The sequence below is a fragment of the Roseomonas sp. USHLN139 genome, assembly GCF_037145735.1.
In the GTDB taxonomy this organism is placed as follows: Bacteria; Pseudomonadota; Alphaproteobacteria; order Acetobacterales; family Acetobacteraceae; genus Pseudoroseomonas.
The window spans coordinates 129,222-153,683 of sequence record NZ_JBBCWY010000007.1 but is presented as its reverse complement, the minus strand read 5'-3'; the positions used below and the strand labels follow the sequence as shown (position 1 = coordinate 153,683).

The 24,462-nt window shown below is 71.3% G+C and carries 20 protein-coding genes; 10 read left to right on the top strand and 10 right to left on the bottom strand.

Going from position 1 to position 24,462, the window contains the following annotated elements; all coding sequences use genetic code 11:
• Positions 1-89 precede the first annotated feature (89 nt).
• Positions 90-566: a hypothetical protein gene (locus WFI16_RS19055; protein ID WP_419899436.1), complete on the top strand. Its 477-nt coding sequence runs from the start codon at positions 90-92 to the stop codon at positions 564-566.
• Positions 567-685: 119 nt separating this feature from the next.
• Positions 686-1,354, top strand: a complete 669-nt coding sequence (locus WFI16_RS19050; protein WP_419899435.1) for a hypothetical protein — start codon at positions 686-688, stop codon at positions 1,352-1,354.
• Positions 1,355-1,500: 146 nt separating this feature from the next.
• Here the strand turns inward: WFI16_RS19050 and WFI16_RS19045 are convergent, their stop codons facing one another.
• The 5 genes from WFI16_RS19045 to WFI16_RS19025 form a co-directional block, all read right to left on the bottom strand.
• Complete coding sequence (locus WFI16_RS19045; protein ID WP_419899434.1) at positions 1,501-1,626, bottom strand: hypothetical protein; 126 nt, start codon at positions 1,624-1,626, stop codon at positions 1,501-1,503.
• A 130-nt stretch (positions 1,627-1,756) separates the two neighbouring features.
• The gene (locus WFI16_RS19040) at positions 1,757-1,969 is read right to left on the bottom strand and encodes a hypothetical protein (RefSeq protein ID WP_419899433.1); all 213 of its coding nucleotides are present in this window, start codon (positions 1,967-1,969) and stop codon (positions 1,757-1,759) included.
• Positions 1,970-2,110: 141 nt separating this feature from the next.
• A complete protein-coding gene (locus WFI16_RS19035; protein WP_419899432.1) occupies positions 2,111-3,013 on the bottom strand; it encodes a polysaccharide deacetylase family protein in 903 nt (300 codons plus the stop codon).
• Positions 3,010-3,801 (bottom strand): SDR family NAD(P)-dependent oxidoreductase, encoded by a 792-nt coding sequence (locus tag WFI16_RS19030; protein ID WP_419899431.1) that lies wholly within the window; start codon positions 3,799-3,801, stop codon positions 3,010-3,012. Before WFI16_RS19030 ends, WFI16_RS19035 begins: the two co-directional genes overlap by 4 nt.
• 126 nt (positions 3,802-3,927) lie before the next feature.
• Positions 3,928-7,056: a PAS domain-containing protein gene (locus WFI16_RS19025; RefSeq protein ID WP_419899430.1), complete on the bottom strand. Its 3,129-nt coding sequence runs from the start codon at positions 7,054-7,056 to the stop codon at positions 3,928-3,930.
• Between the two features lie 335 nt (positions 7,057-7,391).
• On the opposite strand from WFI16_RS19025, the gene WFI16_RS19020 reads away from it, so the two are divergent.
• A complete protein-coding gene (locus WFI16_RS19020) occupies positions 7,392-8,345 on the top strand; it encodes an extracellular catalytic domain type 1 short-chain-length polyhydroxyalkanoate depolymerase (protein WP_419899583.1) in 954 nt (317 codons plus the stop codon).
• A gap of 114 nt (positions 8,346-8,459) precedes the next feature.
• On the opposite strand, the gene WFI16_RS19015 is transcribed toward WFI16_RS19020, so the two are convergent.
• The gene (locus WFI16_RS19015; protein WP_419899429.1) at positions 8,460-9,617 is read right to left on the bottom strand and encodes a M20 aminoacylase family protein; all 1,158 of its coding nucleotides are present in this window, start codon (positions 9,615-9,617) and stop codon (positions 8,460-8,462) included.
• A gap of 67 nt (positions 9,618-9,684) precedes the next feature.
• The gene (locus WFI16_RS19010) at positions 9,685-11,268 is read right to left on the bottom strand and encodes an ABC transporter substrate-binding protein (protein WP_419899428.1); all 1,584 of its coding nucleotides are present in this window, start codon (positions 11,266-11,268) and stop codon (positions 9,685-9,687) included.
• A gap of 185 nt (positions 11,269-11,453) precedes the next feature.
• Here WFI16_RS19010 and WFI16_RS19005 point away from each other — a divergent pair, with 185 nt between their 5' ends.
• From WFI16_RS19005 to WFI16_RS18990, 4 genes are all read left to right on the top strand, one after another.
• Positions 11,454-12,641: a hypothetical protein gene (locus tag WFI16_RS19005; protein WP_419899427.1), complete on the top strand. Its 1,188-nt coding sequence runs from the start codon at positions 11,454-11,456 to the stop codon at positions 12,639-12,641.
• A gap of 171 nt (positions 12,642-12,812) precedes the next feature.
• Positions 12,813-13,472: an SGNH/GDSL hydrolase family protein gene (locus WFI16_RS19000; RefSeq protein ID WP_419899426.1), complete on the top strand. Its 660-nt coding sequence runs from the start codon at positions 12,813-12,815 to the stop codon at positions 13,470-13,472.
• A gap of 38 nt (positions 13,473-13,510) precedes the next feature.
• Positions 13,511-14,929 (top strand): MBOAT family O-acyltransferase, encoded by a 1,419-nt coding sequence (locus WFI16_RS18995; protein ID WP_419899425.1) that lies wholly within the window; start codon positions 13,511-13,513, stop codon positions 14,927-14,929.
• A 7-nt stretch (positions 14,930-14,936) separates the two neighbouring features.
• Positions 14,937-16,109 carry an alginate O-acetyltransferase AlgX-related protein gene (locus tag WFI16_RS18990; protein WP_419899424.1) on the top strand — a complete coding sequence of 391 codons (1,173 nt, stop codon included), beginning with the start codon at positions 14,937-14,939 and terminating at the stop codon, positions 16,107-16,109.
• Positions 16,110-16,208: 99 nt separating this feature from the next.
• On the opposite strand, the gene WFI16_RS18985 is transcribed toward WFI16_RS18990, so the two are convergent.
• Positions 16,209-17,858 carry an alpha-amylase family glycosyl hydrolase gene (locus WFI16_RS18985; protein ID WP_419899423.1) on the bottom strand — a complete coding sequence of 550 codons (1,650 nt, stop codon included), beginning with the start codon at positions 17,856-17,858 and terminating at the stop codon, positions 16,209-16,211.
• 273 nt (positions 17,859-18,131) lie between these two features.
• Between WFI16_RS18985 and WFI16_RS18980 the strand changes: the two genes are divergently transcribed.
• Entirely contained in the window at positions 18,132-20,315 is a 2,184-nt protein-coding gene (locus tag WFI16_RS18980) for an amylo-alpha-1,6-glucosidase (RefSeq protein ID WP_419899422.1), read from the top strand.
• A gap of 230 nt (positions 20,316-20,545) precedes the next feature.
• Here the strand turns inward: WFI16_RS18980 and WFI16_RS18975 are convergent, their stop codons facing one another.
• Positions 20,546-21,418, bottom strand: a complete 873-nt coding sequence (locus tag WFI16_RS18975; protein ID WP_419899421.1) for an isocitrate lyase/PEP mutase family protein — start codon at positions 21,416-21,418, stop codon at positions 20,546-20,548.
• A 22-nt stretch (positions 21,419-21,440) separates the two neighbouring features.
• Positions 21,441-22,184, bottom strand: a complete 744-nt coding sequence (locus tag WFI16_RS18970) for an SDR family NAD(P)-dependent oxidoreductase (protein WP_419899420.1) — start codon at positions 22,182-22,184, stop codon at positions 21,441-21,443.
• A 205-nt stretch (positions 22,185-22,389) separates the two neighbouring features.
• Between WFI16_RS18970 and WFI16_RS18965 the strand changes: the two genes are divergently transcribed.
• A complete protein-coding gene (locus WFI16_RS18965) occupies positions 22,390-23,697 on the top strand; it encodes an MFS transporter (protein WP_419899419.1) in 1,308 nt (435 codons plus the stop codon).
• 35 nt (positions 23,698-23,732) lie between these two features.
• Entirely contained in the window at positions 23,733-24,455 is a 723-nt protein-coding gene (locus tag WFI16_RS18960; protein ID WP_419899418.1) for a GntR family transcriptional regulator, read from the top strand.
• Positions 24,456-24,462: the final 7 nt, after the last annotated feature.

Here is a 24,462-nt window from a genome sequence, read left to right as displayed (position 1 = left end):
GCCGGCCAGGATCGCCGCTGGCCTTCACCGGCCGTTCAGCCCCGCGGGTGCAGCATGCCGGCACCAGGTCAGGGATCTCGGGGGCGGGCATGCGCAGGCTTCTCCGGCTCGGCTTTCTGCACGCGGCGCTGGCGGTCGCGACCGCTGGGCTGGCCGTGGCGCAGCCCGCCACCGCACCGCAGCCCCTGCCGCTGCGCGGCGATGATGCCGAGGCACGGGCGGTGGTGCAGGCCGCCCGCTCCTGGCAGGTCGCCCGGGCGCGCGAGCTCGGCGTCGAGCCGCAGATCGCCACCGCCCGGATCGACCTCGATGGCGACGGCCAGGCCGAGATCATCGCCACCCTGCAGAGCCCCGAGAAATGCGCCGCCATGGGATTGCGCGACTGCCCGCTGATCGTGCTGAAGGCCAAGGGCGCCCGCTTCATCGAGGTCGGCAGCTTCTTCGGCGATGCGGTGCAGGTCCTGGACCGCCGCACCCAGGGCTGGCTCGATCTCGAAAGCCGTTTCGCGCGCGGCCCCTGGCGCCGGACGCTGTGGGACGGGACCATGTACCGAATGGTTCGGTAAGTGCAAAAAATTTGAACGGGCTGTCCTGAAGGGCTAGATGCGAGGCTCCCACCGCGAGGGTGCCGATGCCCGACCCGCAGCCCCGTCCTGCTCAACCGCCTCGCCCCGCCCCGGGTCAGGTGCCGATCGCGGCCGAGCAGGAACGGATCCGCCGCGCCATCGCCAGGACGGCCGCCCAGCAGAGCGCCCTGCAGCGCCAGGCTGGCGGCCCGGAGGATGCCTACCACCGCAAGGTCCGCCAGGAGCGGCAGGAGGCGGAGGACCGGCTGTTCCGTCTCTGGCGCGGGCCTGCGCCCAAGAAGGCGGCCGCCGCGCCGCCGGCCAAATCCGGCAATGCGCCGCTGCTCTACGGCCTGGCCGGCGCGGCCGGTGCGGCGCTGCTGATCATCGTCGTCCCCTGGCTGATCTCGCTGGCCCCGGGCCGCTTCTTGCCGCAGGCCGCGTCCCTGCCGGCGGCGGCCAGCCTGCTCGGCTATTCCTCCGCCGCGGCCTTCCAGTCCGACCAGCGCGCGGCGCGCGACGCGCTGAAGACGGCGATGGCGGCCGGGCCGGGGACACAGGAGAAATGGACCAACCCGGAGACCGGCAATCTCGGCCTGCTCTGGGTCGAGGGCCAGGTCGGCGGCATGGACGGCGACTGCCGCAAGGTCACGCAGCGGATGAATGTGCAGCGCAGCCTGTGGGAGACGTCCTTCACCAGTTGCCGCCAGGGCGGCAGCTGGTCATCCGATCTGGGCTGGGAGAACGCCGGCCGGCCCAGCCTGCGGCCGCCCCGCTCGCAGCGCTAGCCGGCGACGTTGCGGCGCTTCTGTCCAACAGGCTGACGCCTTCCGCACGCTGTCAGCCCGGCACTTGAGGCCGGGCCGCCACACCGCTGCCGGCTGCCCCGCCTGGTCGCGGCAGGGCGGCCGTGTCGCCGGTTACGCCGCTGGCTTTACTGGTAGCCGCCGGTCTTTTCGCGCTCCTTGGCCGCATCGGCCTGCGCCTTCTCGTCGACCGGCTTGGTCTTCCCGGCGCTGTCGTTCTGGGGCGCGGGAGTCTTCTTCTCGTCGTCGCTCATGCGCGTGGTCCTTTCTGGGGATGCCGGAACAACCCCTGCAGGCCGCACAAGTTCCGCCGCGCCGACCCGGGGCCGCAGCAGCGATCATCGCGACGAGACCCGGCCGCACGGCGGGGTCGGGCCGGGAGGATCAGTCCGCCGGGATATCGGCCTGCCGCCGGACAGCGGCCACCACCTCGGCCAGGGCGGTCTGCGGGTCGGGACAGGGCGGCGACACGGTCTCGATGGTCCTGCCGGTGGCCGTGATCGTCAGCACCGCGCTGCGGACCCAGCGATGGTCATCGGTCGCAGAAGCGGCCGTCACCCGGATCGTATGGTCGCTGCGAATGATGAGCTGCGGCATGGTTCAAGGCCTAGCCGAAGCCTTACCTTCCAACCTCTAACATGGGTTAAAGGTCAAGCGAATGGCATCGCTTGCGTCGCCGGCCGGCCGGGGCGTTGTCGCCCCGGCCTGCCTTCTGGTTCACGCCCCGCGGCACCGGCCTCAGCCGGGGCGGAACCGCCGCGGCTCGATAGCGGGCGGCAGGCTGGCGGCCACCGCATGCCGCCCGGCATTCTCCGAGCCGGCGTGGAAGGCAGCGACCTCGCCGATCGTGGCGATCCAGCAGCCCGGCTCGGCGGTGACGCGCTGCAGCAGCTTTTCCAGCACCGCCAGCCGCTGCGCCCGGCCGGAGATCCAGTCATGCACGGTCAGCACCATCAGCTGGCCCAGCCGGTGCAACAGGGAAAACTCCTCCAGCCAGCTCTCCAGCACCGGGCCCGAGGCCTGCGGCGACCAGCGATCGGTGCCGCCGCCGGAGAACTTGAAGAAGATGGCGTCGTCGACCGCCCATTGCACCGGCACCTCGACCACGTCGGCGATCTCGTAGGGGTGGTCGAAGCCCATCAGCGAGCTGTCCGACAGCCCCTGCCGCGCCAGCTCCGCCAGCATGCCCGGCGTCATCTCCCAGGCGGGCGAGCGGAACATGGCCGGCCGCGTCCCGGTCTGCTGCCGGAACAGGGCCAGGGAGGCATCGAGCGCGGCCATGAATTCCTCGTCGCTGCTCTCGGCGACGATCTCGTGGAAATAGCCGTGCAGCCCGATCTCGTGGCCGCGTGCCAGCAGCGCCGGCAGCAGCTCGGGATTGGCCTCGGCCACGGCGCCGGGGACGAAGAAGCTGCCCTTCACCCCGAAGCGGTCCAGCAGGTCGAGGATGCGCGGCAGGCCCTGGCGCAGGCCGAAATGCCGCTGCTCCAGCTGGCCGAGCGTGCGGCGGGCGTCCTCGGCGCGGTTCACCCAGAGATAGGGCGCGTCGCAGTCGACATCGACGCTGAAGCAGAAGGCGCTGTTCTTTCCGTCCGGCCAGCGATAGGCCGGGCGCGGCGCGAAGCAGGGAGCCCCGCTCACAGCGCCGACTTCTTGTCCTGGTAGACCGCCATGGTGCCGATCGAATTGCCGCCATCGACCGAGAGCGTGCTGCCGGTGACATAGGCGCCGGCGCTGCTGACCAGGTAGAACAGCGCATTGCCGATATCCTCGGCCGAGGTGCCGCGGCCGAGCGGGATGGCGGCGGTGGTGTTGGCGACATGCGCCTCGGTCAGCGGGCTCGCCGTGCTGCCGGGGGCGAAGCCGGGCTCCAACGCGTTCACCCGGATGCCGTATTCGGCGAGCTCCAGGGCGAAGCCCTTGGTCAGCCGGTCGAGCGCCGTCTTCGACACGCAATAGGGCACCACCGAGCGCCGCATCTTGCGCGAGGCGCCGGAGGAGATGTTGACGATGCTGCCCTTCACCCCTTCGGCCACCATCTGCTTGGCCACCGCCCGCGTCAGCAGGAAGGGCGCGCGCAGGTTGATGTCGAAGATCCGGTCCCATTCGGCGGCGTCGAGATCGAGCAGGAAGCCGGACGGATAGACGCCGGCATTGTTCACCAGGATCTCGGCCGCGCCCCAGCGGCGGCCGATCTCGGCGGCCAGGGCCTCGATGCCGGCCGCGTCGCGCAGGTCGGCGGCGAAGGCGAAGCCGCCCTCGCCCAGCGCGACCTCGGCGGCCAGCTTGTCCAGCGCCGCCGCATTCCCATCCGTCGCGCAGACCACCGCGCCGACGGAAAGAAAACTGTCGACGATCCAGCGGCCGATGACGCCGCAGGCGCCGGTCACCACCACGCGCTTGCCGCGCAGATCCTGGGCGAAATCCATCGGACGGGTCCTCTCTCCTCAGCCGGCCCCTGCGCTATCCGACGCGCGGCCTCCTGCCAAGGGCGGATCGGCGCGGCACCGGGGCCAGGGCGGGTCGGGAGGGCGGCCGGCCCTCCCGCCGCCGCCTCAGGAGACGTCCTCGGCCGGCGCGGGCAGGGCCTCGGGCTCGTGCCGCCCCTGGTCGAGGGCCGAGCGGACGGCGGCGGTCAGGCCGGCCGCGTCATAGGGCTTGGTCAGCACCACGCTGCCGGCCAGCTCGCCGCGCAGCAGCGGCGCGGCGTCGCCGCTGGCGAAGACCACGCCGATGCGCGGATCGGCGGCGCGCGCATACGCCACCAGCTCCGCCCCCGAGGCGCGCGGCAGGTTGATGTCGGTCACCACCACGTCGATCGGCTGCGCCTGCAACGCCGCGGCGGCCTCCTCGGCGCTGACCGCCTCGATCACGGTATAGCCCGCCTCAGCCAGCATCTCGGCCGAATTGGCGCGGATCAGCCCGTCATCCTCGACCAGCAGCACCGTGGCCAGGGTGGCCTTGCGCGGCGGCCGGGCCAGGCTGGCCCGCCCCGGCACCGGCCCGGCCGCCGCCTGCCGGCGCTGCTGCTGGTTGGCCAGCACGTGGCGCAGCTTGCGGGCCAGCGCCTCGCGCGGATAGGGCTTCGAGAGCAGCTCGACCCCGGCATCCAGCCGCCCGCCATGGACGATGGAATTCTCGGTATAGCCGGAGGTGAACAGCACGGCGATCTCGGGCAGCCGCTGCCGCGCCTTGCGCGCCAGCTCGGGGCTCTTCAGGGGCCCCGGCATCACCACGTCGGTGAACAGCAGGTCGATCGGGATGCCGCTCTCGATGACATGCAGCGCGCTGGTCGCATCCACCGCCTTGAGCACGCGGTAGCCCAGCTCCGACAGCATGGCGACGACGACATCGCGCACCTCGGCATCATCCTCGACCACCAGGACGGTCTCGGTGCCGCCGACCACCGGGCCGGTATCGACCTGCACCGCCACATCCTCCGCCTGCATGGCGCGCGGCAGATAGAGCCGGATGGTGGTGCCCTGGCCGGGCTCGGAATAGATCTTGATGTGGCCGCCGGACTGCTTGACGAAGCCATAGACCATCGAGAGGCCGAGGCCGGAGCCCTTGCCTTCCTCCTTGGTCGAGAAGAAGGGCTCGAAGACGCGGGCGATGATCTCGGGCGTCATGCCGCAGCCGGTGTCGGAGACCGCGAGCATCACGTATTGCCCCGGCGCCACCTCGTCATGGGTGCGCGCATAGGCGTCGTCCAGATGCGCATTGGCCAGCTCGATGGTCAGCTTGCCGGCGCCGCCCATCGCGTCGCGCGCATTGATCGCCAGGTTGAGCAGGGCGTTCTCGATCTGGGTCGGGTCGATGAAGGTGTTCCACAGCCCGCCGGTCAGGATGGTCTCGACCTCGATCGCCTCGCCCAGGGCGCGGCGCAGCAGCTCGTCCATGCCGTGCACGAAGCGGGAGACGTTCACCACCTTGGGCTCCAGCGCCTGGCGGCGGCCGAAGGCGAGCAGATGCGCGGCGAGCTTAGAGCCGCGGCTGACGCCCGACATGGCATTGGCCACGTGCCGCTCTGCCCGCTCGTTGCCGGCGATGTCGCGGGCCAGCAGCTGCAGGCTGCCGGAGATGACCTGCAGCAGGTTGTTGAAGTCGTGCGCCACGCCGCCGGTCAGCTTGCCGACCGTCTCCAGCTTCTGCGCCTGGGCCAGCTTGGCCTCGGCCTGCCGGCGCTCGTCGATCTCGGCGATGACGCGCGCCTCGAGGGTTTCGTTCAGCGCGCGCAGCTGCTCCTCGGCGCGCTGGCGGTGCCGCACCTGCGAGGCCAGCAGGTCGGCCTGCCGGCGCAAGGATTCCTCGGCGGCGCGCTGCTCGGTGATGTCGCTGTGCACGCCGACCCATTCGACGATCTCGCCGCGGGCGTCGAGGATCGGCAGGCTGCGGATGGCAAAGGTCCGCCAGGCGCCGCTGTGGTGGCGCACGCGATGCTCGAAGACGAACATCGACTTGCTCTCGACGGCCTGCCGCCAGGCGGTGACGCTGGCCTCGGCATCGTCCGGATGCACGGCGCTGGCCCAGCCATAGCCCTGGTACTCGTCGCGGGACTGGCCGGTGAGGGCGGCCCAGCCCGGCTGCTCGCCCAGCATCCGCCCGTCGGCGCTGTTGGTCCAGAGCACGCCGTGCACCGCGTCCATGGCGGTGCGGAAGCGGCGGTTGCTGGCGTCGGCGGCCTGCTGCTCGCGGGCCCGGCGGTCGACATCGACGCCGAGGATCTGCACGCCGTCGATCCTGCCGTCGGCGCCGCGGGTGGGCAGATAGGTGATCTCGCAGTGCCGCGCCGTGCCGTCGCGGCGCGGGATGGCGGCCTCGATGGTGATGCGCTCGCCGGCCAGGGCCCGCTCGATCACCGGGCGGCGGGCCTCGTAGAAGGCATCGCCCGTCACCGCCCGCATCGGCCGGCCGATGACCTCGGTCAGCGGGATGCCGAACCATTCCTCGTAATGGCGGTTGGCGAAGCGGTAGACGTGGTCGAGGTCCAGCTTGGAGACCAGCATCGGCAGCGCATCGGCGAGACGGCGCAGCTCGGCCTCGCGCTCGGCCAGGGCCTGTTCGGCGGCATGGCGGCCGGTATTGTCCAGCACGGTGCACATCACGCCGCCGACCCGGCCTTCCGCCTCGTGGATCGGCGTGTAGAACAGGTCGAAGACGACCTCCTCGTCCACCCCGTGGCGGCGCAGCGTCATCGGCTGCTCGCGATAGGACACCACCTCGCCGCGCAGGCCGCGCTGCAGGATGGCGCGGTTCCAGTCCCAGATCTCCGGCCAGACCTCGGACACGGTGCCGCCCAGGGCGCGCGGATGGTTGCCGCCGGCGATCGCGCGATAGCCGTCATTGTAGATCATGACGTGGTCATGACCCCACATCAGCACCTTGGGCACCGGCGAGTTGACGATGTTGGAGACCGTCGTGCGCAGCGCCGGCGACCAGCCCGAGACCGGCCCCAGCGAGGTGCCGGCCCAGTCCCGCTCTCGCACCAGCGCGCCGCATTCGCCACCGCCCGGCGGCCAGGCCGAGGGCTGCGCCACCGCAGCCGCGTCCTGACCCCGCAATCCGCGGAGGGCAGCGCCCACCATGTCCTCGGCCGTGCCGTACCGGCCCGCAGCCAGGCTGTCGCGGACGAACTGCTCGAGATCGGGCGGCAGGGAGACGTTTCGGAACTGGCTGGAGGACATAACCCGCCCATGCCGTGGCAGCTGACCCGCTGTCAACATCATGCATTATGACTTACCGGCTCTTCAGGAGAGGCTTTCCGGAGACTGAAACTTCAGCGGCGCTATTGGCGCGGGCGGCGCCGGGGGCCGCCCTCCCCGGGGCCTGCGCGGCGGCTCGCGCCATCCCGCGCCGGGGCGGCCACGCTCAAGGTTGCACGGCAGAGGGCCGGCAGGCGGGCCATGGGCAAATTTTCACGGTGACCTTCGGCGGCCTGCACCGTTACATTGCTGCAGCGCAGCATGGGCCGCCCCTGGCCCGGCCGCGCGAAACTGGAGGTATCCTCACCGTGACCGACATGAATCCCGGGCTGGCAGAGCTGGTGCGCCTGCGCCGGCACTGGACCCGGCTGATGACCGGCCACCCCGCCTCCGTCGCCCCCACGCCCGCCCCCGCGCTCGACGAGGATGCTGGCTTCCTGGACGAGACGCCGGGCAATCCGGGCCAGCTGCGCCTGAAGGCCTGCCTGCCGGAGGCGCTGCCGCCGCGCGCCCCGCTGGTGGTGGCGCTGCATGGCTGCGGCCAGGATGCCGCCGGCTTCGACCAGGCCTGCGGCTGGTCGCAGCTCGCGGCCCGCCGCGGCTTCGCCCTGCTGCTGCCCGAGCAGCGGCGCGAGAACAACGGCAATGGCTGCTTCAACTGGTTCGAGCCCGGCGACACGGCGCGCGGCGAGGGCGAGGTCGCCTCGATCGCCGCGATGGTCGAGCGCCTGGTCCGCCGCCACCGCCTGGACCCGGGCCGCGTCTTCGTCACCGGCCTGTCGGCGGGGGGGGCCATGACCGCCTCGCTGCTGGCCTGCTACCCGGAGCGCTTCGCCGGCGGCGCCATCCTCGCCGGCCTGCCGCATGCCGCGGCGCGCGGCGTCAGCCAGGCGCTGGAGGCCATGTTCCACCCCGCCTCCCGCCCGGCCGAGGAACGCGCGGCCGCGGTGCGCGCCGCCTCGGCCCATGCCGGCCCCTGGCCGCGCCTGTCGATCTGGCAGGGCGAGGCCGACGAGACCGTCCGCCCGGCCAATGCCGAGGAGCTGCTGAAGCAGTGGCTGCCGCTGCACGGGCTCGATCCCGCCCGCCCCTCGCGCGAGGAAGCCGGCCACCGCGCCTGGAAGGGCGCCGTGGAATGCATCACGCTGCCCGGCATCGGCCATGAGGTGCCGGCCGGCGCGCCGGAAGCCATCCTCGACTTCTGGGGGATCGCGGAAGAAAAAATCTTCCTGGTGGGGCCGGAGGGCGACGCCCGCGGGGAAGCCCGCTAGGCCCGGGCGGCCACGGGAGAGGCCGGCCGCGTCTCCCGGGCCAATCGTCCGCCCGAGATCAGGCCAGGAGACGCCACTCCCCTGGCCTGCCGCCGCCTTCCGCGACGCGAAACCCTACTGGCTGAGCGCCTTCTTCGCGACCTCGACATAGAGCGCCGATCCATAGGGGATCGCCTCGTCGTTGAAGTTGTAGTGCGGGTTGTGCGCCGAGGCGCCGGGGCCGTTGCCGACATGGATATAGGCGCCGGCGACCTTCTCCAGCATGAAGGAGAAGTCCTCCGACCCCATCACCGGCTCGCGGTCGCGCTTGACCAGATCCTCGCCCACCAGCCCGGCGGCGGCATCGGCGATGGTGGTGGTGCAGGCCGGATCGTTGATGGTGGGGGCGAAGATCAGGCGGAAATCGACCTCGGCCTTCGCGCCGAAGCCGGCGGCGACGCCCTCGGCCACGCGCTTCAGGCCGCTCTCGATCTGCTCGGCCACCGCCTTGCTGAAGAAGCGGGCGGTGCCGGAGAGCGTCGCGGTCTGCGGGATGACGTTGTAGGCGTCGCCGCCGCCGACCTTGGTGACGCTGATCACCGCGGTCTCGCGCGGCGAGATATTGCGCGAGACGATGGACTGCAGCGCGGTGGCGATGTGGCAGGCGGTCAGCACCGGGTCGATGCTGGCCTCCGGCCGCGCGCCATGCGAGCCCTGGCCGGTCACCGTGATGTCGAAGAAGGCGCCGCCGGCCATGAAGGGCCCGGCGCCGATGGCATACTTGCCGACATCGAGGCCGGTGGCGTTGTGCATGCCGTAGAGCGCGTCGCAGGGGAAGCGCTCGAGCAGCCCGTCCTCCAGCATGGCCAGCGCGCCGCCGCAGCCTTCCTCGCCAGGCTGGAAGATGAGGTTGATGGTGCCGTCGAAGTCGCGCGTCTCGGCGAGGTAGCGCGCGGCGCCGAGCAGCATGGTGGTATGGCCGTCATGGCCGCAGGCGTGCATCTTGCCCGGCGTGCGGCTGGCATAGCCGAGGCCGGTCAGCTCCTCCATCGGCAGCGCGTCCATGTCGGCGCGCAGGCCGACGGCACGGTTGCCCGGCCGGCCGCGGATGACGCCGACCACGCCGGTCTTGCCGACGCCGCGATGCACCTCGACGCCGTAGGATTCGAGCAGGCCGGCGACGATCTCGGCGGTGCGGTGCTCCTCCATGCCGAGCTCGGGATGCGCGTGCAGGTCCTGGCGCAGCGCGGTGAGCTCGGGGTGGTAGCGGCGGATATGGTCGAGGCTGGACATCGGGGACGGCTCCGGAAGGCAGGCAGGGGCCAGGCGGCGGACCGCCCGGGCCGGGTGGACAGGGTGTCTAGCGGGGGCGGATGCCCCAGAAGACGAACAGGCCGTTGGGCACATCGGCCAGGTGGCGGCGATAGGCGGTCTTGTAGAGATACTGGCCGGTCGGCACGAAGGTCGCCTCGCGCAGCACCGCCGCCTGGATCTCGCCGGCAATGCGTTTCTGCGCCGCCACGTCCGGCGCGTCCAGCCAGGCCTCGCGCAGCGCCTCGATGGCGGGGACGTCGGGCCAGCCGAAATAGGCGCGCGCGCCATTGGCGCGCACCACCTGGGAGACCACCGGGTTGATCATGTCGAGCCCGGCCCAGGTGGTGTTGAACATCGACCAGCCGCCCTGCTCCGGCGGCGCCTTGCTGGCGCGGCGCTGCACCAGCGTGCCCCAGTCGGACATCGCCGGCTCGACATTCATGCCGAGCCGCTTGAGGGTGTCGAGGCAGACCTCGCCGATCGCCGCCAGCACCGGCTGGTCGGTCGGGATCATCAGCACGACTTTCTCCCCCTTGTAGCCGGCGGCGGCGAGAGCCTGCTTCGCGGCCTCGAGGTCGCGCGGCGCGGTCACCGCCTCGATGCCGGCCTCGCTGGCCATCGGCGTGCCCGGGGTGAAGACGCCGATGCCGGTGCGGCGCAGCGCCGGATCGGTGCCGGCGGCGGCGATCATGCAATCCTCCTGCGACATCGCCTGCAGCACCACGCGGCGGATGGCGGGGTTGTCGAAGGGCGGGTGCAGGTGGTTGAAGATGCCGGTGCCCATGGTGCCGAGCGGCGTCGCCAGCTGCGTCGCCACGTTGCGGTTACGCTCCAGCAGCGGCAGCAGGTCGTTGGTCGGGTTCTCCCACCACTCGACCTCGCCATTGATCAGCGCGGCGCTGGCGGTGCCGGGGTCGGGCATGACATGCCACTCGACCCGGTCGAGGTTGACCCGCTTGGGCCCGGCGGCCCAGGAGACGGCGCCGTCCTCGCGCGGCTTGTAGCCGGCGAATTTCTCGTAGACGACGCGGGCGCCGACCACGCGCTCATCCGGCTTCCAGCGGAACGGGCCGGAGCCGATCATCTCGGTGATGGCGGTGGTGGGGGCGGTCTGCGCCAGGCGCTCCGGCATGATGAACAGCGCCGAGGGGCCGACCTTGGCCAGGGTCTCCAGCATGGCGCCATAGGGGCGCTTCAGGCGGATGACGAAGCGGCGGTCGTCGGGGGCGCTGATCTCGTCGAGCCGGGCGAGCAGCGCCTGGCCGAGCGAATCCCGCTGCGCCCAGCGGCGGATCGAGGCGACGCAGTCGCGGCCGCGCACCGGCTCGCCGTCATGGAAGACCAGGCCGGGGCGGAGCGTGAAGGTCCAGCGGCGGCCGTCCTCCTCCACCGTATGGCCCTCGACCATCTGCGGCTGCGGCCGCAACTCGGCATCCAGCCCGTAGAGCTGGTCCCAGATCATCAGCCCATGGGTGCGGGTGATATAGGCCGTGGTCATCACCGGATCGGTGACGGTCAGGTCGCTTTGCGGGACGTAGCGGAGCACCCGCGACCCGGCCGCCTGCGCCAGCGAGGGGCGCGGCAGGAGGGCGGCGGCGGTGCCGGCGAGGAGGAGGCTGCGGCGATGCATGAACGACCCTGTCTCGGAATGGCGGAACAGGACTGGCGTCGGGCGTCTGGCGCACCCCTGGCCGCCAGCAAACACCGCGCCGGGCCGGGGGGCAAGCGGCGGCTCCATCCGGCGCCCGCTTGCCCCGTGCCCGCTTGTCCGGTGCCCGCTTGTCCAGTGTGGGGCGGCCCCGCATGCTGCCGGCCATGCCCAGCGACGCCGCGACCGACGATCTCCCTGCCCAACGACCTGGCCTGCCCCGGGTCGCCGTGGTCGGCACCTCGAACAGCGTCGCCGCCGGCGGCTGGGCGCGGGTGGTGCAGCAGGCGACCGGCCTGGTGGCGGCGCAAAATTTTTCCCTGGGCTTCTGCAGCAGCGACCTCTTCGCCTTCCGCCGCGACGCGATGGACCCGGCCGAATTCGACCTCTGCCTGGTCGATTTCGCCTGCAATGACGGCACGCTGCTGGCCTCGGGCGCGCATGACGCGGCGCGGATCGAGGCGGCGCTGCGCCATGTCGTCTCGGCCACCACCACCGCCGGCTGCCTGCCGGTGCTGATGATCCTGCCGGTGCAGAGCCTGCGCCCGGAGGGGCGGAAGATCGGCCCGCTCTACCGGGCGGCGGCGGCGCGCTTCGCCCTGCCCTTCTTCGACGGCTATGCCTGGCTGGACCGGCTGGAGGCCGACCCCGCCATGGCGGGCGTGCCGCTGTTCAAGGACAACATGCACCTGGACCACCCGGTCTCGGTGCAGCTGGGCCACATGATCGCCGAGCGGCTGCCGGCGCTGGCCGCGGCGCGCTATCCCGGCGGCCGGCCGGGCGCCGCGCCGGGCTTCGAGCTGCGCTACTTCCCCGCCGGCCCCGCCATCCGCCGCGGCCTGCCGCGGGTGACGCGCGGCACCGCGCTGCTGCAGCTGGAGCTGGTCGAGGTCGCCGCCGAGACCGGCTTCGACTTCCAGCTGCCCGCCGGCTTCGAGGCCACCGGCCTGGTCGCCGATTTCGGCCACAGCCAGGCGGTGGTGACGCTGAGCGGCCGGCGCAGCACGCGGCTCTACGTCGCCTCCAAGCATGCGACCGGGCCGGAGGCGAAGATGGTGATGGGCATCTGGCCCTTGCCGACCCCGGTGCCGGAGCTCGGGGGCACGCTGCGGGTGACGGTGGGGCGCGGCCGGCACTGGGACGTCACCACCGATCACGGGGTGAAGCCGCTGGGGCCCGACGAGACGCCCCGGCTGGCGCTGGCCGGGCTGGTGGCGCGCCGGCGGGAGCCGGCCCTGCCGCTGCGGCGGCTGCTGGCCGGCGCGCGCGACCTGGTGGCGGAAATCCCCGAGGCGCGGATGCAGGCGGCTCGGGCGGCACTACAGAAACCGGTACCGGCCAGGCCGGCCGGCTGAGTTTCTCGTATCCCTGATGAAATGACCAAGAAGTGCAATTTTGAGACAAATTGCGCAGGTTTTGTTAACAGCGCGCATGGATTACCCGCTTTTGGCACGCCTGGGATACGTCTAAAGTAAGCGCGCGGTTACTGCCGCACCTCGTCCTCCTCCGTCCCGGATAGGTTCCCGATGCAGTCTGCGCTCGCCGGTCTTTCCATGCTGATCCTCGGGGACAGCCATTTCGGGGCCCAGGGCTACCTGATCACCACGCTGCAGGACCAGCTGATCCAGCAGGGCGCCAAGGTCTCGACCTATTCCGCCTGCGGCTCGCCGGCCAGCGTCTTCCTGACCAGCCGCGTCGCCTCCTGCGGCACGGCGCAGCGCATCCAGAACGGCCCGATCCAGCAGAAGCGCGGCAATGACGCGCGCACCACGCCGCTGGCGCAGATGGTGCAGCAGGCCAAGCCGAATGTCGTGGTCATCGCCATGGGCGACACCATGGCCGGCTATGTCCGCCGCGAGCTGCCGGTCGACAGCGTCAAGGAGGAGGTCGCCGCGCTGACCGACCAGCTGCGCGCCATGAACCTGCCCTGCGTCTGGATCGGCCCGAGCTGGGGCACCGAGGGTGGGCCCTTCATGAAGACCTTCGCCCGCGTGCAGCAGATGTCGCAGCTGCTCTCCACCGTGGTCGCGCCCTGCACCTATGTCGATTCGACGCGGCTGTCGCAGCCCGGCCAGTGGCCGACCTTCGACGGCCAGCACTACACGCTCGACGGCTACAAGGCCTATGGCGCGCAGCTGGCCCAGGCGCTGGCCGCGCTGCCGCAGCTGCGCGACATCCGCCGCTAAGCCCGACCCCGTCCCGGCCGAAGTGAGGTGAGGCAGGCATGATCTTCGCCTCCTTCGAATTCCTGTGCCTGTTCCTGCCGCTGTTCTTCGCGGCCTATTTCCTGACGCCGCAGCGCTGGCGCAACTTGCCCGTCCTGCTGCTGAGCTGGGGCTTCTACGCCTGGTGGCGGCTCGACTTCCTGGCGCTGCTGCTGGGCGTCACGCTGTTCACCTTCCTGGTCGCCCGCGCCATGGAGAAGGCCGGCGCCCAGGGCCCCCTGGCCAAGCGCTGGATGCAGTTCGGCCTGGTCGGCAACCTGGCGACGCTGGGCTATTTCAAATACGCCAATTTCGGCGTCGACAGCTTCAACATGCTGCTCGACGGGCTGGGCCTCGGGCGGATGGGCTGGACCGAGATCGCGCTGCCGATCGGCCTGTCCTTCTACGTGCTGCAATCGGTCAGCTACCTGGTCGACATCCGCCGCGGCACCGTCCCGGTCAGCCACAGCTTCCTGGGCTATGCCACCTACAAGGCGATCTTCTCGCAGCTGATCGCCGGCCCCATCGTCCGCTATGCCGAGATCAAGAACGAGCTGGTGGTCCGGCAGTATTCCTGGGCGCAGTTCGGCATGGGCGCGCGGCGCTTCATGATCGGCTTCGCCATGAAGGTGGTGCTGGCCGACACGATCAGCCCGATGGTGGATTCGGTCTTCCACCTGGCGGCGCCGACCCTGGTCGACGCCTGGGCCGGCGCGCTGGCCTATACGCTGCAGCTGTTCTTCGACTTCGCCGGCTATTCGGCCATGGCCATCGGCCTGGCGCTGATGATCGGCTTCCGCTTCCCGGAGAATTTCGACAACCCCTATCTGGCGGGCTCGATCCAGGCCTTCTGGCAGCGCTGGCACATGACGCTGGGCCGCTTCCTGCGCGACTATCTCTACATCCCGCTGGGCGGCAGCCGGCAGGGGCAGACGCGCACCTCGGTCAACCTGTTCCTGACCATGCTGATCGGCGGCTTCTGGCACGGCGCCAACTGGACCTTCATCGCCTGGGGCGCCTGGCAGGGGGCGCTGCTGGTGGCGCACCGGCACTGGCGGATGGGGCATGCGGCGATGCCCTGGATCCTCGGCCATGCCATCACCTTCCTCGCCGTGCTGCTGGGCTGGGTGGTCTTCCGCGCGCCCGACCTGCCCAGCGCCGGGCGGATGTATGGCGGTATGATCGGGCTGCACGGCACCGGCCTGTCGGACGAGCTGGCCTGGCAGGTGACGCCGGACCAGTGGATCTGCATCCTGGTCGGCCTGAGCTTCGTCTATCTGCCGCTGCTGCGCGGGCGCCTGCCCTTCCTGAAGCCGGCCGCCGAGCTCGGCCCCTTCTGGCGGCTGCCCTGGACGGTGGCGCCGCTGCTGGCCTTCCTGCTCGGCATCGTGCTGCTCTACAGCCGCGCCGCCGTGCCCTTCCTCTATTTCCAGTTCTGAGGCCGCCATGACCGAGGCCGAGACCGGACCGCCCAAGATCGCGCAGCCCTGGATGCGGCGCGCCGGTGCCATCCAGGGGGTGGCGGCCGCGCTGCTGCTGGCGCTCGGGGCCTGGCAGGGGCTGGCGGCGCTGTCGACCACCAGCGCGCAGAACCGGCTGCGCCCGGTGCTGACGCTGCCAGCCCTGCTGGAAGGCCGCACCACCGCCGCGGTGAACCACGTGCTGGCGCATCTGCTGCCGGCGGATGGGGCGCTGCGCGCCGCCGGCGGGGTGCTGCGCTGGGGGGTGTTCGGCTCCGGCGGGCCGCAGCTCAGGGTCGGCTGCGACGACTGGCTCTACCTGACCGAGGAGCTGCGCCCCTGGCCGGAGGCCGCGGCCCATATGGAAGCGCGCGCCGCCGCCATCGGCCGCATCGCCGGCCGGCTGGCGCAGCGCGACATCGCGCTGCTGGTCGCCGTGGTGCCGGACAAGGCGCGGCGGCATCCGGAGCATCTCTGCGGCGCGCCGCGCGCGGCGCAGGCGGAGGCGCGCTACGACGCCTTCCTGGCAGCGCTGCGGCCGCAGCCGGTGACGCTGGTGCCGCTGCTGGCGCCGCTGCGCGGCCCGGACCCGGCCTTCTGGCGCACCGACACCCACTGGAACCAGCCGGGTGCCGCGGCGGCGGCAGAGGCGATCGCCATCGCGGTCGGCGGGATGGCCCCTGCCCCGCTGCTGACCCGCGGCGAGCATTTCGCCACCACCTCGGCCGATACCGAGAGCAACGGCCCGGGCGACCTGCTGCGGCTGATGAGCCTGGACCAGCTGCCGGGCTGGATGGCCGCCTGGGCCCGGCCGCAGCCGGACCGGCAGATGGTGGAGAGCACCGCGGCGGTGGGCGGCGGCGCGGATTCGGGTGGCGGCGGGCTGCTCGACGAGACGCCGGCGCCGGAGATCGTGCTGCTGGGCTCGTCCTTCTCGCTGAACGCCAATTTCCATGGCCGGCTGCAGCAGGCGCTGGAGAGCACGGTGGTGAATTACGGCCAGGCAGGCGGCGCCTTCTCGGGCGCGGCGGCGGCCTATTTCGCCAGCGAGGCGTTCCGCGACACGCCGCCGAAGCTGATCATCTGGGAGATGCCGGAGCGGGCTGTCGTGCAGCCCCTGTCCGACACCGACCGCCAGCTGTTCTCGCTGTTCGAGTGAAGTGTCCCACGCCCGGATAGGGCGCGCGGCAGCACAGACAGAAGAAAGATAGGCGCAAACGTATACGTTTGCGCGGGGGAATTCCTTCCCCCGGCCTTTTCAGACTTTCTCGGCCTTCCTGACGATGGCGTCCGCCGTTTCCAGCGTGGCGAAGAGCGCGCCATAGGGCGGCAGCTGGGCCTGGCCCTGGTCGATGCTGCCCCCGAAATCCGGCCCGAGGACCGTCCCGGCGTCCAGGGCGCAGCGCTGCGGCGCGTCCGAGAGGTTGAACAGCGCGACGATCCGCTGCCCGGCATAGTCGCGCACCAGGCCGAGCAGTGGCGCCGGCAGGTCGAGCCGCTGCTGGCCGCCGCGCACCAGGGCGGGATGCGCCCGGCGGAAGGCCAGCGCTTGGCGCCAGAGGCCGAGCAGGCTGCCCGCGTCGCCCGCCTGCCGGTCGACGGCCAGCGCGCGGTGCGAGGCGGGCACCGGCAGCCAGGGGGTGCCGGTGGTGAAGCCGGCCTCGGGCGCCCCGGCCTGCCAGGGCATCGGCGTGCGGCTGCCGTCGCGGCCGCGGAATTCCGGCCAGTAGGTCAGGCCGAAGGGGTCGCGGATCTGCTCATAGGTGAGCTCCGCCTCCGGCAGGCCGAGCTCCTCGCCCTGGTAGAGGCAGAGGCTGCCGCGCATCGACAGCAGCAGGGCCACCAGCAGGCGGGCGAAGCGCGGATCGGGCGCAGCGTCGCGGCCAGCGGGGTTCCAGCGGGTGACGGCGCGCTCGACATCGTGGTTGGAGAAGGACCAGCAGGGCCAGCCTTCGCCCTCGGCATGGCCATCGGCCTCGGCGATCAGGGCGGCGGCGATGGCGTGGTCGAAGCCGCCGCGCAGCGGGCGCAGGGTATAGGCCATGTGCAGGTGGCGGTCGCCGCTGCTGTAGCGGCGGACGCGGTCGAAGGCGCCGTCCTGGCTCGACACTTCGCCCAGGGTGGTGGTGCCGGGGTAGCGGTCGGTGAGCTGGCGGATGCGGGCCAGGACATGGTCGATGCCCGGGTGCAGCATGTCGTGCTGATGGGTCTGCAGGCCGAACAGCTTGGCCGGCGTCGGGCCGGCGAAGGGGCGGGCCGGGTTGGACGCCAGCGCCGGGTCATGCGCCAGGAAGTCCACCGCATCGAGGCGGAAGCCGTCGACGCCGCGCTTCAGCCAGAACTCGCCGACCGCCAGCAGGGCGTCGAGCGCCGCCGGGTTGTGCAGGTTCAGGCTGGGCTGGGTCGAGAGGAAATGGTGCAGGTAGTACTGGCGCCGCCGCGGCTCCCAGGTCCAGGCGCTGCCGCCGAAGACGCTCAGCCAGTTGTTCGGGGGCGTGCCGTCCGGCGCGGGATCGGCCCAGACATACCAGTCGGCCTCGGGCGCCGCGGTCCCGGTGCGGCTGCGGCGGAACCAGGGATGCTGGTCGGAGGTATGGCCGCCCACCAGGTCGACCAGCAGCTTCAGCCCGCGCGCATGCGCCGCGGCGAGCAGCCGGTCGAAATCCTCCAGCGTGCCGAATTGCGGATCGACCGCCAGGTGGTCGGCGACGTCATAGCCGAAGTCGCGGCCGGGCGAGGCGTAGAAGGGGCAGACCCAGATGGCATCGACGCCGAGGGCGGCGATGTGGTCCAGATGCCGCTCGATGCCCGGCAGGTCGCCGATCCCGTCGCCATTGCTGTCCGCGAAGCTGCGCGGATAGACCTGATACAGCACCGCGCCGCGCCACCAGTCCGCTCCCGCCACCATGTGCTCGGTCTCCCCGCTTCCGGTCCTTGGGACCTTGTTTCCCGCGGACGGCCGGGGGCTCCCCGGCTCCTCGCGTTTTCGTGATAGCAGTAGAGAAGTTAAAATTGGCCGGAATTTGTCGGTTCCGGGGCCTCGGCGCGACAGAGGGTGACGATGTGTCACCCGGATGCATCAGCGAGAGCTTCAGCATGAATTTCCGTGATGCCGCATGGGCTTGACCCGGCGGTGACGCATCCCGAGGGATAAGGGGGACGACGACGCAGGAGACGCGGCATGGACCTGACCCCCGCCGAAGGGCCCCCCCTGGACGAGCCCGGCTTCCCGGTCGCCGCCACCGCCTCGCTGCAGGAGGGGCGGACCACCACGCTGAAATTCGGCGACAGCTTCGCGCTGGCCGACCATGCGGGGGAGCTGCCGGGCGGCGCCGCCGGGCTGTATCACGGCGACACCCGCCACCTGTCGCGCTTCGCGCTGCGGCTGAACGGCACCCGGCCGATGCTGCTGAGCGCCGCGCTGCTGGAGAACAACGCGGCGCTCGGCTGCGACCTGACCAATCCGAGCCTGCCGCCGGCCGAGCCCGGCGCCGCCCCGGTGCCGGACGACCGGCTGCACCTGCGCCGCAGCCGCTTCCTGTTCCAGGGCGCCTGGTTCGAGCGGCTGGCGATCCGCAATTTCGACCGGGTCGCCCATCGCGTCCGGCTCGACCTGTCCTTCGCCGCCGATTTCGCCGACCTGTTCGAGGCGCGCGGTGCCCGTCGCCCGGCGCGCGGCCAGATGCACCCGCCGCTGCTGGAGCGCGACGCGGTCACCCTGGCCTATACCGGCCTCGACGGGCAGCGCCGGGAGACCAGGCTGCGCTTCGACCCGGCGCCGGACCGGCTGGCCGGCAACCAGGCCAGCTACCTGGTGGACATCCCGGCCGGCGGCCGGCGGGCGCTGTTCATCGAGATCCGCTGCGCGGGAAGCGCCGCGCCCTGCAGCCCGCGCATCGCCTTCGGCCAGGCGCTGCGCGATGGCCGCCGCTGGCTGCGCCGCCATGTCGCGCGCCATGCCCGGATCGAGAGCAGCAACGACATCTTCAACGAGGCGATGAAGCGCGCCGGCGCCGACCTGACCATGCTGACCACCGAGACGCCGCAGGGCCCCTACCCCTATGCCGGCATCCCCTGGTACAGCACCGCCTTCGGCCGCGACGCGCTGATCGCCGCCCTGCACACCCTCTGGTACGACCCGTCGCTGGCGCGCGGCGTGCTGGGCTTCCTGGCCGCCAACCAGGCCACCACGCTCGACCCGGCAACCGAGGCCGAGCCGGGCAAGATCCTGCACGAGACGCGGCAGGGCGAGATGGCGATCCTCGGCGAGGTGCCGTTCCGCCGCTACTATGGCAGCGCCGATGCGACGCTGCTCTTCGTCATGCTGGCCGGCGCCTATCTGGACCGCAGCGGCGATGTCGCCACGCTGAAGGCGCTGTGGCCGAACATCGAGGCGGCGCTGGCCTGGATCGACCAGTATGGCGACAGCGACGGCGACGGCTTCCAGGAATACAGCCGCAAGCGCGCCGACGGGCTGCTGAACCAGGGCTGGAAGGACAGCCACGACGCCATCTCGCATGCCGATGGCCGCATGGCCGAGGGCCCAATCGCGCTGGTCGAGCTGCAGGCCTATGCCTATGCCGCCTGGCGCGCCGCCGCCCGCATCCTGATCCGCTTCGGCGAGGGCGAGCGCGCCGCCGCCCTGGAAGCCCGCGCCGAGGAACTCCGCCGGAAGTTCGACGCCGCCTTCTGGGACGAGCAGCTCGGCACCTATGTGCTGGCGCTGGATGGCCAGAAGCAGCCCTGCCGGGTGCGCGCCTCGAATGCCGGGCACGCGCTCTTTGCCGGCATCGCCCTGCCGGAACGCGCGCCCCGCCTGGCGCAGACGCTGCTCGACCCGTCGCATTTCTCCGGCTGGGGCATCCGCACGCTGGCCTCGGGCGAGGTGCGCTACAATCCGATGAGCTACCACAATGGCTCGGTCTGGCCGCACGACAATGCGCTGATCGCCGAGGGCTTCGCGCGCTACGGGCTGCATGCCGAGGCCGCGCGGGTCTTCACCGCGATCTTCGACGCCGCCTCCGCCGCCGAGCAGCGCCGGCTGCCCGAGCTGTTCTGCGGCTTCCCGCGCCGCGCCGGCGAAGGCCCGACGCTCTATCCGGTGGCCTGCGCGCCGCAGGCCTGGGCGGCGACCACGCCGTTCGCGCTGCTGCGCGCCTGCCTCGGCCTCGGCTTCGATCCCGCCGGCAGCACGGTGGATTTCGACAAGCCGGTGCTGCCGCGCTTCCTGCAGAGCCTGACGCTGCGCAATGTGACGCTGAACCATGGGCATCTCGACATCGCCCTGCAGCGGGTGGATGGCGAGGTGGCGATGCATGTGGTGGGGCGCGCGGGCGGGCTGCAGGCGGTGGTGCGCAGCAGATAGGGGCAGGCCAGGGGAATGAATTCCCCTGGACCCCTTCTTCTTTCTGTCAGATTGCCATGTCCACGTGGAGACAGTACGCGCCACGGCCCCGCGTCAGCGCAACCTCTGAAGATGCGCTATTTCATGATGATGCGTCCCGCCGCGATGCGACTGTGCTCTCAACCGCCGACAGAACAGAAAGAAGAAGGGGGCTCGGGGGAATTCATTCCCCCGACCTTCAACCTGCCTGTCTATCCTCCAAACTTATCCGCCCACTGCTGATGAACCGGCAGATCGACGATCTCGCAGAATTCCCCGTAGGAGATCATCGCCCCGGCCCGGTCTTTCGGCGTCCCGGCGGCTTTCAGCACGGACAAAGTCTCGCTGATCGCCTTCGCCGCCGAGAACAGCGTGCTGACGGCGTAGAGCACGACGGAGAAGCCCATCGCCTGCAAATCGTCAGCGGAGAGCGCGACCGTCTCGGTGCCGTCAACGATCGAGACCACCTTCGGACCAGGGATGGCTTTCGCCACGGCCTCGATCTCGGCGATCTTCTTGATGCCGTCGACAAAGACCAGGTCGACGCCGGTCTCCTGGTAGAGTCGCGCCCGGCGCAGCGCCTCCTCCATGCCGGCGGCGCCCAGCGCGTCGGTGCGGCCGATGATCATCATGTCGGCGGTGCCGCGGGCCTCGACGGCGCAGCGCAGGCGGGCGGCGCTTTCATCCGCGTCGACCAGGCGGATGCCGGCGAGCTGGCCGCAGCGCTTCGGCGCCACCTGGTCCTCCAGGTGGATGGCGGCGACGCCGGCCTGGATGTATTCGCGCACCGTGCGGTGGATGTTGGACGGGCCGCCATAGCCGGTATCGGCATCGGCGATCACCGGGATCCCGACGCAGCGCGTCATGTTGCGGGCGTGCTCGGTCATCTCGGTCTGGCTGAGCAGCCCGATATCCGGCGTGCCGAGGCGGCTGGCGGTGGCGCCGAGCCCGGTCATGTAGATCGCCGGGAAGCCGGCGCGCTGCACCAGGCGGGCGGTCAGCGAATCCGGCGCGCCGGGCGCCTGGACGATGCGACCGGTGGCGATGGCAGCGCGCAGGCGGGCGCCTTGCGTGGTCTCGGTCATGCGGGATCCTCCCCTTCTTGCTTCAGCGGCCGCCGGCGACGTCGAGGATGGTGGCGGTGACATAGGCGGAGGCGCCGGACAGCAGCCAGAGCGCAGCCTGCGCCACTTCCTCGGGCCCGCCCACCCGCTGCAGCGGGATCATCGGGGCGATCTCGGCCAGCTTCGCGCGGTCGCCGAGGCTGTCCTGCTGGATCGGCGTGTCGATAATGCCAGGGGCCAGGGCGTTGACGCGGATCGCCGGGGCCAGCTCCTTGGCGCTGGCGCGGGTCAGGGCGGCGATGGCGCCCTTGGTCGTGGCGTAGAGCGCATTGCCCGGCATGCCGCCGGTGCGCGCCGCGATCGAGGAGAGGTTGACGATCGAGGCATGCGGATGCGGCGCGCGGGCCTGGAGATAGGCGCGGGTGCAGTAGAGCACGCTCTTCAGGTTGATCGACAGGACGCGGTCGATCTCGTCGGCCTCGAGCTCGGCCAGTGGCACGCGCTTGCCGATGATGCCGGCATTGTTCACGAGGTGGGTCGGGCGGAAGGCCGCCGGCAGGGCTTTCGTCGCGGCGGCGACGGCGCCGGCATCGCTGACATCGACCTGGTCGGCATGGACGCCGTCGCGGCGTTCCGCCGGGGCGCGCAGGTCCCAGACCACGGCCCTGCCGCCATGGGCCAGGACCGCATCGACGATGGCGCCGCCGATGCCGGAGGCGCCGCCGGTGACCAGGACGACGGCGTCGCGCAGGGCATCGGGCGACAGGCTGGGGGCGGGCGGGGTCATGGCGGCTTCCTCCGGTTCTGCTTTCAACTAGGATACATGTTGTTGTGTTCCAGAAGCAAGGCAGCTAGCTTTCGCGCCAAGGCGGCCCGGGACAGGGTGGCGCGCATGAGGACATCCAAGGAACCGCGGCCGGCACCGCCTGGCGGCCCGGCCACGCCGCTGCCCTCGCGCGTACCCGACCGTGGCGGCCGCGAGGAGGAAACCAATGTCCAGTGCCGTGTCCATGACGGAGGTCCCGCCGGACCTCCGTGCCAGCGCCATGAAGAAGCTCAGCACGCGGATCGTGCTGTATTGCTTCGCGCTGTTCATCATCAACTACCTCGACCGTGTGAATGTCGGCTTCGCGGCGCTGCAGATGAACGAGGAGCTGGGGCTGACGCCGCGCATCTTCGGCATCGGCGCGGGCGTCTTCTTCCTCGGCTACATGGCCTTCGAGGTGCCGAGCAACCTGATCCTGCACAAGGTCGGGCCGCGCATCTGGATCGCCCGGATCATGGTGACCTGGGGCATCGTCTCCTGCGCCATGGCCTTCACCGCCGGGCCCTGGAGCTTCTACATCCTGCGCTTCCTGCTCGGCCTGGCCGAGGCCGGCTTCGCGCCCGGCATTCTTCTCTATCTGACCTACTGGTTCCCGGCGAAGGAGCGCGGCCGGGCGGTGGCCGGCTTCATGACGGCCACCGTGCTGTCCTCGGTGATCGGCGCGCCGCTGTCGGGCTGGCTGATCAGCAGCACGCACGACTTCGCCGGCTTCTCCGGCTGGCAGTGGATGTTCCTGCTGGAGGGCGCGCCGGCCATCCTGCTCGGCATCGTCACCTTCTTCTACCTGGTCGACCGGCCGGAGCAGGACCGCCACTGGCTGACCCCGGCCGAGCGCGACTGGCTGATGGCCGAGCTGCGCCAGGAACAGAGCGCCGTCGCCGGCCACGGCATGGCGGATGTCCGCGCCATCTTCCGCGACCGCCGGGTCTGGCTGCTCACCCTGGTCTATATGTGCAACGGCATCGCCATCTATGGCGTGGTGCTGTGGCTGCCGCAGATCGTCAAAAGCATCGGCGATCTCTCCAACCTGCAGACCGGGCTGGTCTCGGCCATCCCCTTCATCTTCGCCGCCATCGGGCTGATCGTCATCGCCCGCAACTCCGACCGCACCGGCGAGCGCAAGTGGCACACGGCACTGAGCGGTCTGTTCGGCGGGCTGTTCCTGGCCGCCAGCGCCTTCGCGCCGACGCCGCTCGCCGGCCTTGCCCTGCTCTGCTGCGCCGCCTTCGTGCTCTGGGCGACGCTCGGCGTGTTCTGGACGCTGCCGACGCAGTTCCTGACCGGCGCCGCGGCGGCGGGGGGGCTCGCCGCCATCAACGGCTTCGCCCAGCTCGGCGGCTTCTTCGGCCCGACCCTGGTGGGCTGGGTGCGCGAGAGCACCGGCAGCTTCACCTATGCGCTGCTGGCGCTGGCGGTCTTCCCGGTGATCGGCTGCCTGATCTGCCTCTCGCTCCCGGCACGGCGCGACGCTTAAATAGGCGGCGGGGCATGGCAGCGGGGGAGTGGCGCATGGCGGACCAGACGAAGCGGGCGCCCTCGCTCGGCGCCAGCCTGGCCGAGCGGATCCGCGGCGCCATCATCTCCGCCGATGTCGACCTGGGCGAGGCGCTGTCGGAGGACGCCCTCGCCGCCGCCTTCGGGGTCAGCCGCACGCCGGTGCGCGAGGCGCTGCGGCTGCTGCAGACCCAGGGGCTGGTCAGCGTGGTGCCGAAATCCGGCACCTTCGTCTTCAGCCCGGGCGAGGCGGATATCGTCGAGCTCTGCGAATACCGCTCGATGCTGGAGGTGAAGGCGGCCTGCCTGGCCTTCGAACGGGCCCGGGCCGAGACCCAGGCGGCGCTCGCCGCCGCGCTGGGCGAGATGCAGGCGGCCGCGGCGGCCGACGACATGAAGCGCTATGGCCGGGCCGACATGGCCTTCCACCTGGCCTTCTTCGCGCAATGCGGCAACCGCTACCTGACCCAGGCCTATGACATGTGCCTGGGCCGGGTCTCGGCGCTGCGCACCCATCTGGCGGTGCTGAGCCCGGGCGAGCCGGCGCGCTCGCTGGCCGACCATGCGCGGATGGTCGCCCTCTTCGGCGGCCATGACGCCGAGGACCTGGCGGAGATCCTCGACCGGCATATCCGGCGGACGCGGGAGAATTATATCGAGGCGCTGCAGGGCCGGCTGCGCGCCGCGGCGGCGGCCGACCCCAGGGCCCGGCTACGCCGCAAGCTGGGCGTCGGCTGAACCGACG

What these genes read in the sequence shown, in the direction of transcription:
- WFI16_RS18960 (WP_419899418.1), top strand. Translation starts at nt 23,733, where the DNA reads ATGGCGGACCAGACGAAGCGGGCGCCCTCGCTCGGCGCCAGCCTGGCC.
- WFI16_RS19020 (WP_419899583.1), top strand. Translation starts at nt 7,392, where the DNA reads ATGAATCCCGGGCTGGCAGAGCTGGTGCGCCTGCGCCGGCACTGGACC.
- WFI16_RS18970 (WP_419899420.1), bottom strand. Translation starts at nt 22,184, where the DNA reads ATGACCCCGCCCGCCCCCAGCCTGTCGCCCGATGCCCTGCGCGACGCC.
- WFI16_RS19045 (WP_419899434.1), bottom strand. Translation starts at nt 1,626, where the DNA reads ATGAGCGACGACGAGAAGAAGACTCCCGCGCCCCAGAACGACAGCGCC.
- WFI16_RS19030 (WP_419899431.1), bottom strand. Translation starts at nt 3,801, where the DNA reads ATGGATTTCGCCCAGGATCTGCGCGGCAAGCGCGTGGTGGTGACCGGC.
- WFI16_RS18995 (WP_419899425.1), top strand. Translation starts at nt 13,511, where the DNA reads ATGATCTTCGCCTCCTTCGAATTCCTGTGCCTGTTCCTGCCGCTGTTC.
- WFI16_RS18985 (WP_419899423.1), bottom strand. Translation starts at nt 17,858, where the DNA reads ATGGTGGCGGGAGCGGACTGGTGGCGCGGCGCGGTGCTGTATCAGGTC.
- WFI16_RS19010 (WP_419899428.1), bottom strand. Translation starts at nt 11,268, where the DNA reads ATGCATCGCCGCAGCCTCCTCCTCGCCGGCACCGCCGCCGCCCTCCTG.
- WFI16_RS19005 (WP_419899427.1), top strand. Translation starts at nt 11,454, where the DNA reads ATGCCCAGCGACGCCGCGACCGACGATCTCCCTGCCCAACGACCTGGC.
- WFI16_RS19040 (WP_419899433.1), bottom strand. Translation starts at nt 1,969, where the DNA reads ATGCCGCAGCTCATCATTCGCAGCGACCATACGATCCGGGTGACGGCC.
- WFI16_RS19055 (WP_419899436.1), top strand. Translation starts at nt 90, where the DNA reads ATGCGCAGGCTTCTCCGGCTCGGCTTTCTGCACGCGGCGCTGGCGGTC.
- WFI16_RS19015 (WP_419899429.1), bottom strand. Translation starts at nt 9,617, where the DNA reads ATGTCCAGCCTCGACCATATCCGCCGCTACCACCCCGAGCTCACCGCG.
- WFI16_RS18975 (WP_419899421.1), bottom strand. Translation starts at nt 21,418, where the DNA reads ATGACCGAGACCACGCAAGGCGCCCGCCTGCGCGCTGCCATCGCCACC.
- WFI16_RS19025 (WP_419899430.1), bottom strand. Translation starts at nt 7,056, where the DNA reads ATGTCCTCCAGCCAGTTCCGAAACGTCTCCCTGCCGCCCGATCTCGAG.
- WFI16_RS18980 (WP_419899422.1), top strand. Translation starts at nt 18,132, where the DNA reads ATGGACCTGACCCCCGCCGAAGGGCCCCCCCTGGACGAGCCCGGCTTC.
- WFI16_RS18965 (WP_419899419.1), top strand. Translation starts at nt 22,390, where the DNA reads ATGTCCAGTGCCGTGTCCATGACGGAGGTCCCGCCGGACCTCCGTGCC.
- WFI16_RS18990 (WP_419899424.1), top strand. Translation starts at nt 14,937, where the DNA reads ATGACCGAGGCCGAGACCGGACCGCCCAAGATCGCGCAGCCCTGGATG.
- WFI16_RS19000 (WP_419899426.1), top strand. Translation starts at nt 12,813, where the DNA reads ATGCAGTCTGCGCTCGCCGGTCTTTCCATGCTGATCCTCGGGGACAGC.